Source organism: Streptomyces sp. NPDC026417 (assembly GCF_055567695.1).
In genome coordinates this window covers 145,092-157,186 of the sequence record NZ_JBVHPY010000010.1, presented here as the reverse complement: position 1 = coordinate 157,186, position 12,095 = coordinate 145,092, and the positions used below count along the sequence as shown (strand labels likewise).

At 72.5% G+C, this 12,095-nt stretch carries 13 protein-coding genes; 4 read left to right on the top strand and 9 right to left on the bottom strand.

Translation table 11 applies throughout. The annotated features are described in order from the left end of the window. Window positions 1-384: 384 nt before the first annotated feature. The 9 genes from bdeA to hisD all read right to left on the bottom strand — a co-directional run bounded on the left by bdeA (window position 385) and on the right by hisD (window position 7,735). Complete coding sequence (gene bdeA, locus ACZ4NT_RS18105; protein ID WP_467726249.1) at window positions 385-1,362, bottom strand: bis(hydroxyethyl) terephthalate hydrolase; 978 nt, start codon at window positions 1,360-1,362, stop codon at window positions 385-387. Between the two features lie 683 nt (window positions 1,363-2,045). Continuing rightward, window positions 2,046-2,801: an imidazole glycerol phosphate synthase subunit HisF gene (hisF, locus tag ACZ4NT_RS18100; RefSeq protein WP_121403561.1), complete on the bottom strand. Its 756-nt coding sequence runs from the start codon at window positions 2,799-2,801 to the stop codon at window positions 2,046-2,048. Next, window positions 2,798-3,196 carry a RidA family protein gene (locus ACZ4NT_RS18095; protein WP_121403560.1) on the bottom strand — a complete coding sequence of 133 codons (399 nt, stop codon included), beginning with the start codon at window positions 3,194-3,196 and terminating at the stop codon, window positions 2,798-2,800. The genes hisF and ACZ4NT_RS18095 overlap by 4 nt, the downstream gene beginning before the upstream one ends. Beyond that, a complete protein-coding gene (gene priA, locus ACZ4NT_RS18090) occupies window positions 3,193-3,921 on the bottom strand; it encodes a bifunctional 1-(5-phosphoribosyl)-5-((5-phosphoribosylamino)methylideneamino)imidazole-4-carboxamide isomerase/phosphoribosylanthranilate isomerase PriA (protein WP_467726246.1) in 729 nt (242 codons plus the stop codon). Before priA ends, ACZ4NT_RS18095 begins: the two co-directional genes overlap by 4 nt. Then, window positions 3,921-4,568 (bottom strand): imidazole glycerol phosphate synthase subunit HisH, encoded by a 648-nt coding sequence (gene hisH / locus ACZ4NT_RS18085; RefSeq protein WP_121403558.1) that lies wholly within the window; start codon window positions 4,566-4,568, stop codon window positions 3,921-3,923. The genes priA and hisH overlap by 1 nt, the downstream gene beginning before the upstream one ends. Then, window positions 4,559-4,723: a hypothetical protein gene (locus tag ACZ4NT_RS18080; RefSeq protein WP_183116875.1), complete on the bottom strand. Its 165-nt coding sequence runs from the start codon at window positions 4,721-4,723 to the stop codon at window positions 4,559-4,561. The genes hisH and ACZ4NT_RS18080 overlap by 10 nt, the downstream gene beginning before the upstream one ends. Beyond that, window positions 4,720-5,313 (bottom strand): imidazoleglycerol-phosphate dehydratase HisB, encoded by a 594-nt coding sequence (hisB, locus tag ACZ4NT_RS18075; protein ID WP_121403557.1) that lies wholly within the window; start codon window positions 5,311-5,313, stop codon window positions 4,720-4,722. Before hisB ends, ACZ4NT_RS18080 begins: the two co-directional genes overlap by 4 nt. Then, window positions 5,310-6,434: a histidinol-phosphate transaminase gene (locus ACZ4NT_RS18070; protein ID WP_183116874.1), complete on the bottom strand. Its 1,125-nt coding sequence runs from the start codon at window positions 6,432-6,434 to the stop codon at window positions 5,310-5,312. Before ACZ4NT_RS18070 ends, hisB begins: the two co-directional genes overlap by 4 nt. Beyond that, window positions 6,413-7,735: a histidinol dehydrogenase gene (gene hisD / locus ACZ4NT_RS18065; protein ID WP_121403555.1), complete on the bottom strand. Its 1,323-nt coding sequence runs from the start codon at window positions 7,733-7,735 to the stop codon at window positions 6,413-6,415. Before hisD ends, ACZ4NT_RS18070 begins: the two co-directional genes overlap by 22 nt. Window positions 7,736-7,945: 210 nt before the next feature. Between hisD and ACZ4NT_RS18060 the strand changes: the two genes are divergently transcribed. The 4 genes from ACZ4NT_RS18060 (at window position 7,946) to ybaK (ending at window position 11,998) form a co-directional block, all read left to right on the top strand. After that, the gene (locus ACZ4NT_RS18060; RefSeq protein ID WP_121403554.1) at window positions 7,946-9,526 is read left to right on the top strand and encodes an oxidoreductase; all 1,581 of its coding nucleotides are present in this window, start codon (window positions 7,946-7,948) and stop codon (window positions 9,524-9,526) included. Between the two features lie 141 nt (window positions 9,527-9,667). Beyond that, window positions 9,668-10,708, top strand: coding sequence for a hypothetical protein (locus tag ACZ4NT_RS18055; protein ID WP_467726242.1), 1,041 nt, complete (start codon window positions 9,668-9,670; stop codon window positions 10,706-10,708). 11 nt (window positions 10,709-10,719) lie between these two features. Beyond that, window positions 10,720-11,460: an LON peptidase substrate-binding domain-containing protein gene (locus tag ACZ4NT_RS18050; protein ID WP_121403552.1), complete on the top strand. Its 741-nt coding sequence runs from the start codon at window positions 10,720-10,722 to the stop codon at window positions 11,458-11,460. A gap of 37 nt (window positions 11,461-11,497) precedes the next feature. Continuing rightward, window positions 11,498-11,998: a Cys-tRNA(Pro) deacylase gene (gene ybaK / locus ACZ4NT_RS18045; RefSeq protein ID WP_121403551.1), complete on the top strand. Its 501-nt coding sequence runs from the start codon at window positions 11,498-11,500 to the stop codon at window positions 11,996-11,998. Window positions 11,999-12,095: the final 97 nt, after the last annotated feature.

The window sequence follows — 12,095 nt, the reverse complement described above, 5'->3', positions numbered from 1 at the left end:
CCCCGGCTCCTCCGACGCCCCCAGAGCGGGCGGCTGTTCAGCACTCCGGCCGTATATCCGGAGTGGACTTCGCGCAGTCGTCATTCCGGTCACGTCCGTCACGTTACTTCCGCGTAACCGAACGCGGAAGTCCCGCCTTCGCTTGTCCCGTGCGCCCGCAGAACCCGTGTGACCAGCCCGGACATGCCCGTCGGGACGCCGGCCGCTGGGCACCGTCCCACCTCCGGCGCGACAAGCTTGTGCAGCCGCACAGCGCCGGGGACGCCTCACAGCCCGTCAAGCCGCCCCGGAGCGGCGCCGATCGGTGCCGGGCGCGGCCGGACACGCCGATGACGGCCGCGTGTCACACGGCCGTCATCGGTGCAACGGGTGGCGCCGACGGAATCAGGAGGTGTGCGGGCAGTTTCCGCGGTACTCGTCGATCGTGAGGGACGGCCTGGGCAGCGGGCAGAGGAACTGCTCGTAGCGGGTGTCATTGTCGATGAACCGCTTCAGCCAGGAAATGCTGTACTTCGCGATCGTCGTGTTGGAGCTGTTGGGCGTGAAGTGCGTGGCGCCGTTCAGCTCCAGGTACGCCTTGTCGAGCGAGCTGGGCAGGCTCGTGTAGAAGGGCTCCGAGTGGGTGGCCACGGGTGCGATCGTGTCGCCGTCGGCCCCGAAGATCAGGGTCGGCGTCTTGATCTCCGGCCAGGTCTTGTCGAGGTTCCAGCCGGTGAGCGGGATCGCCGCCTGGAGCGAGGGCCGTTCCTTGGCGGCCTCCAGCGTGCCTCCGCCGCCCATGGAGTGGCCCATGACGCCGAGCCGGCTGCTGTCGATCCGCGTACGGACGGTGCTGCGCGAGGTCAGGTAGTCGAGCGCGGCCAGCAGCTGGTCCCCGCGGCTGGCGGGCTGGTCCAGCGTCGTGTTGGTGTCGATGGTGAACACGACGAAACCCTGGGAGGCGAGCCGCGGTCCGAGCCAGGCGATGGACGACTGGTAGGCGGTGTAGCCCGGCGAGATGGCGATCGCACCGAAGGTGCCGTCGCTGGTCGAGGTCGGGTAGTAGATGGTGCCGCCGCCGAAGCCGGTGACGGAGAGGGACGAGACGGAGGTCTCGGAGACGGCGTAGGAGCCACGCAGGGCCTCGATGCTCGACTCGGTCGGCGCGGGACCGCGCTCGTAGGGGTTCGCGGCGGCCTCCGTCCCGGCGGCCTGCGCTCCGGTGGCCTGACCGGCGACGAGCCCGCCGACGGCGAGGAGGGCCGCGAGGCCGGACCGTACGAGGCGGGACTTGAGGCGGCTCGGCCGGGGACCGGCGGAAGCGGTGTCGACGGGTGCGGCGGTGGGGAGTTCGCTGCTCGGCTGCTGCACGACGGTGTGCATCCTCTCGGAAGGGGCGACGGACCCGGCCGCGGGTCGGCGTGCCGCCACGGCGTGGGGCGCCGGAAGGGAACGCCTCCGGCACGGCGGGGTCCGTCTCGGTTGGTTGCAGCGGCAACTGTCCCGGCCCGCCCGCGCCCGCACATCGGCAGAATCACCGGTCTCGCCCGGGACGCCGACGGCACCGCCACCCCGGACCGCCCGCTCCGGCCCCCCGCCGGGAGCGGCCGTCCGAGGACCGCACCCTGTCCACCTCCCGGCGCGGCGGGCTCCCGACGGCCGCCCCGCACCCCGCCCTTCGCCCGGCGCACATCCCACGACAACGGAGCCCCACCCCATGGCCCCGGGCCCACCGCCCAACGGCCGCCCCGCACCCCGCCCTTCGACCGGCGCACACCCCACGACAACCGAGCCCCACCCCATGGCCCCGGGCCCACCGCCCAACGGCCGCCCCGCACCCCGCCCTTCGCCCGGCGCACACCCCACGACAACCGAGCCCCACCCCATGGCCCGGGCCCACCGGCCGCACCCCGCTCCGCGCCAGGGCCGGCGCCCGCCCGACGGCAGCGTTCCGCCCCGACTCGCGGTCCCCAGGAGGATTCCTCATCCGCGCACGCGGAACGGCCCGCGTCCGGCAGCGGCGGGGCTGCCCGGACACGGGCCGTTCGGCCGAGTCGTGGGATGCGTCAGCGGATGGGGTGGCCCGCCTCCCGGAGGGCTCCCTTCACCTGACCGATCCGCAGATCGCCGAAGTGGAAGACGGACGCGGCCAGCACCGCGTCGGCCCCCGCGGCGACGGCGGGCGCGAAGTCGTCGAGCCGCCCCGCTCCCCCGCTGGCGATGAGCGGCACGCCGACGTGCTTGCGGACGGCCTCGATCATCTCGATGTCGTAGCCGTCCTTCGTGCCGTCCGCGTCCATCGAGTTGAGCAGGATCTCACCCGCGCCCAGCTCGGCGGCCCGGTGCGCCCACTCGACGGCGTCGATGCCGGTGCCCTTGCGGCCGCCGTGGGTGGTGACCTCGAAGGAGCCGGACTCGGTGCGACGCGCGTCCACCGACAGAACGAGCACCTGCCGGCCGAACCGCTCGGCGATCTCGCGGATGAGGTCGGGGCGGGCGATGGCGGCCGTGTTCACGCCCACCTTGTCCGCACCCGCCCGCAGCAGCTTGTCCACGTCCTCGGCGGTGCGCACGCCCCCACCCACCGTCAGCGGGATGAACACCTGCTCCGCCGTACGGCGCACGACGTCGTACGTGGTCTCGCGGTTGCCGGAGGACGCCGTGATGTCCAGGAAGGTCAGCTCGTCGGCGCCCTCGGCGTCGTAGACCTTGGCCATCTCGACGGGGTCGCCCGCGTCGCGCAGGTTCTGGAAGTTGACGCCCTTGACGACCCTGCCGCCGTCCACGTCCAGGCAGGGAATGACGCGTACGGCGAGGGTCATGCGCCGGCCCCCGAGCGGTACGCCTCCACCTCGACCTCGACCACCAGGCTGGGGTCGACGAAACCAGAGACGATGAGCATGGACGCGGCAGGCCGGACGGAGTCGAACAGCTCCTTGTGCGCCCGCCCGACGTCGTCCACGTCCCGGGCGTGGGTGAGGTACATCCGTGTACGGACGACGTCCTCCCGCTCCAGCCCGAGCTGCTTCAGCGCCGCCAGCGCGACGTTGAAGGCGTTGATGGTCTGTTCGTAGGGACCGCCGCCGGCGATCTCGCCGTCCACTATCGAGGTGCAGCCGGAGACCAGCACCAGGCCGTTCGGCAGCTGCACCGCGCGGGAGTACCCGAAGGTCTCCTCCCAGGGGGCGCCCGTCGTCACACGTCGTACGTCGCTCACTGAGCAACCGCCTCCAGGGCCTCTTCCAGGGTGAACGCCTTCGCGTACAGGGCCTTCCCGACGATCGAGCCCTCGACACCGAGGGGCACGAGTTCGGCGATGGCCCGCAGGTCGTCCAGGGAGGACACCCCGCCGGAGGCCACCACCGGGCGGTCCGTCGCCGCACACACGTTCCGCAGCAGCTCCAGGTTCGGTCCCTGGAGCGTGCCGTCCTTGGCGATGTCGGTGACGACATACCGGGCGCAGCCCTCGGAGTCGAGGCGCTCCAGGGTCTCGTACAGGTCGCCGCCGTCACGGGTCCAGCCCCGGCCGCGCAGCGTCGTGCCGCGGACGTCGAGACCGACCGCGATCTTGTCGCCGTGCTCGGCGATGATCTTGGCGACCCACTCGGGGGTCTCCAGGGCGGCCGTTCCGAGGTTCACCCGGGTGCAGCCGGTGGCGAGCGCCGCGGCCAGGGTGTCGTCGTCGCGGATGCCGCCGGAGAGCTCCACCTTGATGTCCATCGCCCCCGTGACCTCCGCGATCAGCGCCCGGTTGTCGCCGGTGCCGAACGCGGCGTCCAGGTCGACCAGGTGCAGCCACTCGGCGCCCGAGTTCTGCCAGGCGAGGGCGGCCTCCAGCGGGGAGCCGTACGACGTCTCCGTCCCGGACTCGCCGTGCACCAGGCGGACGGCCTGGCCGTCGCGGACGTCGACGGCGGGGAGGAGTTCGAGCTTCGAAGGCATCAGAGGGTTCCGATCCAGTTGTTCAGCAGCTGCGCTCCGGCGTCGCCGGACTTCTCGGGGTGGAACTGGGTGGCCCACAGGGCGCCGTTCTCCACGGCGGCCACGAAGGGCTTGCCGTGCGTCGACCAGGTCACGAGCGGTGCCCGCAGCGCCGGGTTCGCGGTCTCCAGGGACCAGTCGTGGACGGCGTAGGAGTGGACGAAGTAGAAGCGCGCGTCGGCGTCGAGTCCCGCGAACAGCTGCGAGCCGGCCGGGGCCTCGACGGTGTTCCAGCCCATGTGCGGCACGATGTCGGCCTGCAGCGGCTCGACCGCGCCGGGCCACTCGTCGAGGCCCTCGGTCTCCACGCCGTGCTCGATGCCGCGGGCGAAGAGGATCTGCATACCGACGCAGATGCCCATCACCGGGCGGCCGCCCGCCAGGCGGCGGCCCACGATCCAGTCGCCGCGCGCCTCCTTGAGGCCCTGCATGCAGGCGGCGAAGGCACCGACGCCCGGCACCAGCAGGCCGTCCGCGTTCATGGCGGTGTCGAAGTCACGGGTGATCTCGACGTCGGCCCCGGCGCGGGCGAGGGCGCGCTCGGCGGACCGGACGTTGCCGAAGCCGTAGTCGAAGACGACGACCTTCCTGCCGGTGCTCAATTCCACACCTCCAGCCTCATGACGCCCGCGACGAGGCACATCGCGGCGCCGATCGAGAGCAGCACGATGAGGTTCTTCGGCATGCCCTGCTTGACGAAGGAGTAGATACCGCCGAGCAGGAAGAGGCCGACGACGATCAGAATGCTCGACAGGCCGGTCACAGCGCGCCCTTCGTGGAGGGGAGGATGCCGGCGGCACGCGGGTCGTGCTCGCTCGCGTACCGCAGGGCGCGGGCCAGCGCCTTGAACTGGCACTCCACGATGTGGTGCGCGTTGCGTCCGTAGGGCACGTGTACGTGCAGGGCGATCTGCGCCTGGGCGACGAAGGACTCCAGGATGTGCCGGGTCATCGTCGTGTCGTAGGCGCCGATCATGGGCGCCATGTTCTCCGGCTCGGTGTGCACCAGGTACGGGCGGCCCGAGAGGTCGACGGTCACCTGCGCGAGCGACTCGTCCAGCGGGACGGTGCAGTTGCCGAAGCGGTAGATGCCCACCTTGTCGCCGAGCGCCTGCCGGAAGGCGGCGCCGAGGGCGAGGGCGGTGTCCTCGATGGTGTGGTGCGAGTCGATGTGGAGGTCGCCCTCGGTCTTCACGGTCAGGTCGAACAGACCGTGGCGGCCGAGCTGGTCGAGCATGTGGTCGTAGAAGCCGACGCCCGTCGCCACATCGACCTTGCCGGTGCCGTCGAGATCGATCTCGACGACGACCGACGTCTCCTTCGTCGTACGTTGCACGCGGCCTACGCGGCTCATGCGCTCTGCTCCTTCTTCAGTTCACGGACCGCGTCCAGGAACGCGTCGTTCTCGGCCGGGGTGCCTGCGGAGACCCGCAGCCGGCCCGGTACGCCGTTGTCCCGGACCAGGACGCCCCGGTCGAGGATCCTCTGCCAGACCTCGTGCGCGTCCTCGAACCGCCCGAACTGGACGAAGTTCGCGTCGGACGCGGTGACCTCGTAGCCGAGCGCGCTCAGTTCGGCGACCAGCCGGTCCCGCTCGGTCTTCAGCTGCTCGACATAGCCGAGCAGGGTGTCGGTGTGCTCCAGGGCGGCCAGCGCGGTCGCCTGGGTGACGGCCGACAGGTGGTAGGGCAGCCGGACGAGCTGGACGGCGTCGACGACCGCGGGGTGCGCGGCGAGGTAGCCGAGGCGCAGTCCGGCGGCACCGAACGCCTTCGACATCGTCCGGGAGACGACGAGATTCGGCCGATCTTCGAGCAGCGGCAGGAGTGAGGCTCCGTGGCTGAACTCGATGTACGCCTCGTCGACGACGACCATGGAGGGCTTCGCCGCCTGGGCCGCCTCGTAGAGCGCGAGGACCGCCTCGGGCGGCACGGAGTTGCCCGTGGGGTTGTTCGGCGTCGTGATGAAGACGACGTCCGGCCGGTTCTCGGCGACGGCCTGTTCGGCCGCCGCGAGGTCGATCGTGAAGTCCTCGTTGCGCGGCCCGGAGATCCAGCCGGTGCCCGTGCCGCGCGCGATGAGCGCGTGCATCGAGTACGAGGGCTCGAAGCCGATCGCGGTCCGGCCGGGGCCGCCGAAGGTCTGCAGCAGTTGCTGGATGACCTCGTTGGAGCCGTTGGCCGCCCAGACGTTCTCCGGTCCGACGGCGTACTTGCCGGTGGTCGTCAGGTACCGGGCCAGCTCGGTGCGCAGCTCCACCGCGTCCCGGTCGGGGTAGCGGTTGAGGCCGCGCGCGGCCTCGCGCACGCGCTCGGCGATCCGCTCGACGAGCGGTTCGGGCAGCGGGTACGGGTTCTCGTTCGTGTTCAGGCGTACGGGCACGTCGAGCTGGGGTGCGCCGTAGGGGGTCTTGCCGCGCAGTTCGTCGCGGACGGGGAGGTCGTCGATGCCGGTCACTCGGTGGGCACCTTCCATCCGAAGCGCGCCTTGATCGCGGCGCCGTGGGCGGGCAGGTCCTCGGCCTCGGCGAGCGTCACGACGTGGTGGGCGACCTCGGCGAGGGCGTCGCGGCTGTAGTCCACGATGTGGATGCCGCGCAGGAAGGACTGCACGCTCAGGCCCGAGGAGTGGCAGGCGCAGCCGCCGGTGGGGAGCACGTGGTTGGAGCCGGCGCAGTAGTCGCCGAGCGACACCGGCGCCCAGGGGCCGACGAAGATCGCGCCCGCGTTCGTGACCCGGTCGGCCACGGCGGCCGCGTCGGCCGTCTGGATCTCCAGGTGCTCGGCGCCGTACGCGTCGACGACCCGCAGTCCCTCGTCCACGCCGTCGACCAGCACGATCGCGGACTGCCGGCCGGCGAGGGCGGGGGCGATCCGGTCCTCGACGTGCTTGGTGGCCGCGACCTGGGGTGCCAGTTCCTTCTCGACGGCGTCGGCGAGCGCGACGGAGTCGGTGACGAGGACGGCCGCCGCGAGCGGGTCGTGCTCGGCCTGGCTGATCAGGTCGGAGGCGACGTGCGCCGGGTCGGCGGTGTCGTCCGCGAGGATCGCGATCTCGGTCGGACCGGCCTCGGCGTCGATGCCGATCCGGCCCGCGAAGTAGCGCTTGGCGGCGGCGACCCAGATGTTGCCCGGGCCGGTGACCATGTCGGCGGACGCGCAGGACTCGGTGCCGTACGCGAACATCGCCACGGCGGTGGCGCCGCCCGCCGCGTACACCTCGTCGACCCCGAGCAGCGCGCAGGCGGCCAGGATCGTCGGGTGCGGCAGCCCGCCGAAGTCGGCCTGGGCGGGCGAGGCGAGCGCGATCGACCGGACGCCGGCCTCCTGGGCCGGGACCACGTTCATGATCACGGACGAGGGGTAGACCGAACGGCCGCCCGGCGCATACAGCCCGACGCGCCGCACGGGCACCCACTTCTCGGTGACCGAGCCGCCCGGGACGACCTGGGTGGTGTGCGCGGTGCGGCGCTGCTCGCGGTGGACGATGCGGGCGCGGCGGATCGACTCCTCCAGGGCCGCGCGCACGGCCGGGTCGAGCCGCTCCAGGGCGTCGGTGAGCGCCCGGGCGGGGACCCGTACGGACTCCAGGCGTACGCCGTCGAACCGTTCCGCGTAGTCGATCAGCGCCGCGTCGCCCCGATGATGCACGGCCTCGCAGATCGGTCGCACCTTCTCCAGGGCGGCCGATACGTCGAAGTCGGCTCGGGGCAGCAGGTCGCGCAGGGCGGAGCCCTCGGGGAGGGCGTCGCCGCGCAGATCGATTCGGGAGATCACATGGCCAATTCTCTCAGACCGCCGTCGGGCCCCGGACGCCCGTATCAATGGCTGATACAAGCCCTGGACAGACGGCCGGACCGTGGCCGGAACCGGTGGCCGACAGTCGCCCCGCAAGATCCTCGTCACCGCTAGCGTTCCGCCCGTCACCGAACGGGCATTGAACGGGTGTGCGAAACCGGCGAGTAGCCGGGGAGGAAGGATGTCACTGTGACCGAGGGTGCCGGCGTCAGGAACGGGGACCTGCCTGACGAGCTGACCGCAGCCGAGGCCGGGATGTGGCAGGCCTTCCGCAACGGCAGCGTGTACGACCTGCGCAGCGGCGACACCGTCGTGGACGATCCGCACGGGGGCCATCCCTGGGGGCCCGAGCGCAGGGTGCGGGCGCGGATCGTGGCCTGGCTGCTGCTGGACGGCCCGCCCGCGCTGGACGGCCGGGTCTCCTCGCTGAAGCTGACCGGCGTACAGATCATGGACACCCTCGACCTCGCGGGCGGCACGATCCAGCCGTACCTGGAGCTCAAGGGGTGCCGGTTCGAGAAGGAGATCCTCCTGCCGGAGGCCCGGTTCACGACCGTCCGGCTGGTCGACTGCTCGGTGCCCCGCCTGGAGGCGGCCCGGGTGCACACCGAGGGCGACCTGCATCTGCCCCGCTGCCGCTTCCACAACGGCGTACGGCTGACCGACGCGCGAATCGGCACCGACCTGCTGCTCAACCAGGCCGTGGTCTACCGCGACCGGCGCATGCGGTCCCTCACCGGCGACGGCATGAGCGTCGGCCAGGACCTGCAGGCCGAGCTGCTGGAGTCGCACGGCGAGCTGAGCCTGCGCGGGGCCCAGGTCGGCGTCTCGCTCAGCCTGCGCGGCAGCCGGCTCACCAACCCCTACGGCCGCCTCGCGCTGAACGCCCCGCAGCTGACGGTCGAGCGCACGCTGTACCTGACCCCGGCGGGGGTCGGCAGCCCGCTGCTGACCGGCGGCGGGACCCCGGCGCGCGGCACCCGCCTCCAGCGGTTCGTCTGCCAGGGCGGGATCCGGCTCGACGACGGACGCTTCGGGGACGCCCTCGACCTCGACCAGGCCCGCCTCGTCCTGGAGGACGACCAGGAGCTCTCGCTGCGCCGGGTGCAGACGCCCGAACTGCGCTTCCTCGGCGAGAGGCCGGAACGCGGCAAGGTCGTCCTGTCGGGTGCGCGGGTGGTGAACCTGGTCGACCGGGCGGCCAGCTGGCCGGGCCCCGGCAGCCTGCACATGGGCGGCTTCAGCTACGAGAACCTGGTGCCGCAGGGCGCGTTCCCGCTGACCCGGCGCCTGGAGTGGGTGGCCGCCGCGACCGCCGAGTACAACCCGGAGCCCTACGAACGCCTCGCGGCCGTGCTGCGCGGTTCCGGCGAGGACGAGGACGCCCGCGAGGTGCTCCTGGAGAAGCAGCGCCGGCGCCGCGAGACGCTGCCGCTCGCGGGCAAGCTGTGGGGGTACGCCCAGGACTGGACGGTCGCCTACGGGTACCGCCCCGGCCGGGCCGCCGTCTGGATGGCGGTGCTGTGGGCGGCCGGCTCCTTCGCCTTCGCCCACGCGAGCCATCCGCCGATCAAGGACGGCGAGCATCCGTCCTGGAACCCCGCCCTGTTCGCCCTGGACCTGCTGCTGCCGGTCATCGATCTCGGCCAGGTCGGCTACTGGCAGCTGCGGGGCGGCTGGCAGTGGCTGGCGGCGGTCGTGATCCTGCTCGGCTGGATCCTGGCGACGACGGTGGCGGCGGGAGCGACCCGCACCCTGCGCAGGAACTGACGGGCCGCCCCGCGGCAGGGCGGCCCGGGATGATCCTTTACCCTCCCTTGACCGGCGGCCGAGCAACCGGACGACGGTTACGAAAGCGTCACCGCATACCCCCTGGCCCTGTCCCCACCTGCGGTTTTCAATGGGGCCACCATGGCACTGCTGCGCGCGCTCATTCGTACGGCCCGGATGGCGGCCCACACGTCACGCCTCTCGGCCGGACTCCCCACCGACGACGAGGTGCTCCTCGACGCGCCCGACGAGCGTCTGGGGCCCGCGCTCGTCGCGGCGGGCCGCGGCGATCACGGACCCGCCGCCAAGCTCCTGGCCACCACGCGGGACGCCGCCGAGTGGGAGAACCGCGACCGGTACACCATCCGCCTGGCCACCTTCGCGCGCTCCCGCGACGCCTGGCTCCGCGCGTGGCAGGCCGCCGCACCGCACGACCCCGACGCCCTGCTCGTCAAGGCCGAACTCGCGGTCCGGCGGGGCTGGGAGTCCCCCGCCCGCGTCGAGCTGCTGCGCCAGGTCGCCCCGCTGATCGGGGCGGCCGCGGAGGGCGACCCCCGGGACCCGGTCCCCTGGCGGATCGCGCTGGACCACGCCCGTGGCACGAACGCCGGGCACACCGAGTTCGAGAAGCTGTGGGGCGAGGCCGTACGCCGCTCCCCGCATCACTACGGCTGCCACGTGGCGGCGCTGCAGTACCTCTCCGCCGCCTGGTACGGCTCCCATCACGAGTGCCTCGACTTCGCCGAGCGGGCGGCGCAGGACGCCCTGCCCGGGTCCCTGGTGCAGGCGCTGCCCGTCCGCGCCGCCTTCGCCCATCTGACCGAGGGCGGCGGGCCCGCGGTGCCGCGCCACCGGCTGGACGCGGCGGCCGACCTCGCCATCGAGGTCTCCGCCGCCTACCCTTCGGCCGATCCGTGGCCCGCCGAGGTCCGCAATCTCCTGACCTGCGTCCTGGTCATGCTCGAACGCTGGGAGGACGCCCTGGAACAGCTGCGGCGGATCGGCCCGTACGCCACGTCGTTCCCGTGGGACCGGGTCTCGGAGGACCCGCTGGGGCAGTTCCTGGAGCTGCGCGACGGGATCCGCCTGGAGGTGGCCTGCGGGCTCCCGCTGGGCTCGTCGGGGCGGGCCGGACATCCACAAGGTGGGCGGGGCGGACGTCCCGCCTCCGGCGACCATTAGGCTGTGCCGTCGTGACCACCGTCCGGCTCCCGCTCTTCCCGCTGAACTCGGTTCTGTTCCCGGGGCTCGTGCTTCCACTGAACATTTTCGAGGAGCGCTATCGCGCCATGATGCGCGATCTTCTGAAGACCCCCGAGGACGAACCGCGCCGGTTCGCCGTCGTCGCCATCCGCGACGGCCACGAAGTCGCGCCCAGCGCACCCGGCATGCCGGATCCGACAGCCGTACTGGACCGGGGACCCGCCGCGGGCTTCGGCGAGGAGCCCGCGTCGGCCTTCCACGAGGTGGGCTGCATCGCCGACGCGGCCACCATCCGCGAGCGCGCCGACGGCAGCTTCGAGGTCCTCGCCACCGGCACGACACGGGTACGGCTGGTGTCCGTGGACGCGTCGGGCGCCTACCTCACGGCCGAGCTGGAGGAGCTGGAGGAGGACCCGGGCGACGAGGCCGGCGCGCTCGCCGAGGGCGTGCTGCGCGCCTTCCGGCAGTACCAGAAGCGACTGGCCGGTGCCCGGGAGCGTTCGCTCGCCACCGGCGCCGACCTGCCGGACGAGCCGTCCGTCGTCTCGTACCTCGTGGCCGCGGCCATGATGCACGACATCCCGGTGAAGCAGCGGCTGCTGCAGGCCCCGGACACCGCGGCCCGCCTGCGCGACGAGCTGAACCTGCTGCGCGCCGAGACGGCCATCATCCGCAACCTGCCGTCCCTGCCGGCGTCGGAGCTGACGCGCGGCCCGACGAGCCTGAACTGACGTCCGTCCCGACCCGTCTCCCGGATCCGAGAAGGCGATGGCGAAGAAGTCCAAGAAGCAGCAGCCCGGCGGCACACCGGCGACGGTGGCCCTGACGGCCGCAGGCGTCCCGTACACGGTCCACGCGTACGAGCACGACCCGGCGCACCCCTCGTACGGCGAGGAGGCCGCCGAGGCCATGGGCGTCTCCCCCGACCGGGTCTTCAAGACCCTCGTGGCGGACGTCGACGGCGCCCTCGTGGTCGCCGTGGTGCCCGTCGCGGGCTCGCTGGACCTCAAGGCGCTGGCGACGGCGGTCGGCGGCAAGCGGGCCGCCATGGCGGACCCGGCGGCGGCCGAGCGCACCACCGGCTACGTGCGCGGCGGGATCTCCCCGCTGGGGCAGCGCAAGAAGCTCCGCACCGTCCTCGACGCGTCCGCCGCCCGCCACAGCACGATCTGCGTCTCGGCGGGCCGCCGCGGCCTGGAGGTCGAACTCGCCCCCGGTGACCTCGCCACCCTCACGGAAGCGGTCTCCGCCCCCGTCGCCCGCCCCTGACCCCTCGACGGACACCCGTTCCTCGGTTAAGTACCAGGAACATGTCGAAAAGAACCCGCAAGCGGAAATGGCGCACACGCAAGGGCCGCCCGAACCA

Bases quoted from the DNA above. Each gene is read 5' to 3' on its own strand.
- bdeA (WP_467726249.1), bottom strand. From the start codon at position 1,362: ATGCACACCGTCGTGCAGCAGCCGAGCAGCGAACTCCCCACCGCCGCA.
- hisF (WP_121403561.1), bottom strand. From the start codon at position 2,801: ATGACCCTCGCCGTACGCGTCATTCCCTGCCTGGACGTGGACGGCGGC.
- priA (WP_467726246.1), bottom strand. From the start codon at position 3,921: ATGCCTTCGAAGCTCGAACTCCTCCCCGCCGTCGACGTCCGCGACGGC.
- hisB (WP_121403557.1), bottom strand. From the start codon at position 5,313: ATGAGCCGCGTAGGCCGCGTGCAACGTACGACGAAGGAGACGTCGGTC.
- ACZ4NT_RS18070 (WP_183116874.1), bottom strand. From the start codon at position 6,434: ATGGAAGGTGCCCACCGAGTGACCGGCATCGACGACCTCCCCGTCCGC.
- ACZ4NT_RS18055 (WP_467726242.1), top strand. From the start codon at position 9,668: ATGGCACTGCTGCGCGCGCTCATTCGTACGGCCCGGATGGCGGCCCAC.
- ybaK (WP_121403551.1), top strand. From the start codon at position 11,498: ATGGCGAAGAAGTCCAAGAAGCAGCAGCCCGGCGGCACACCGGCGACG.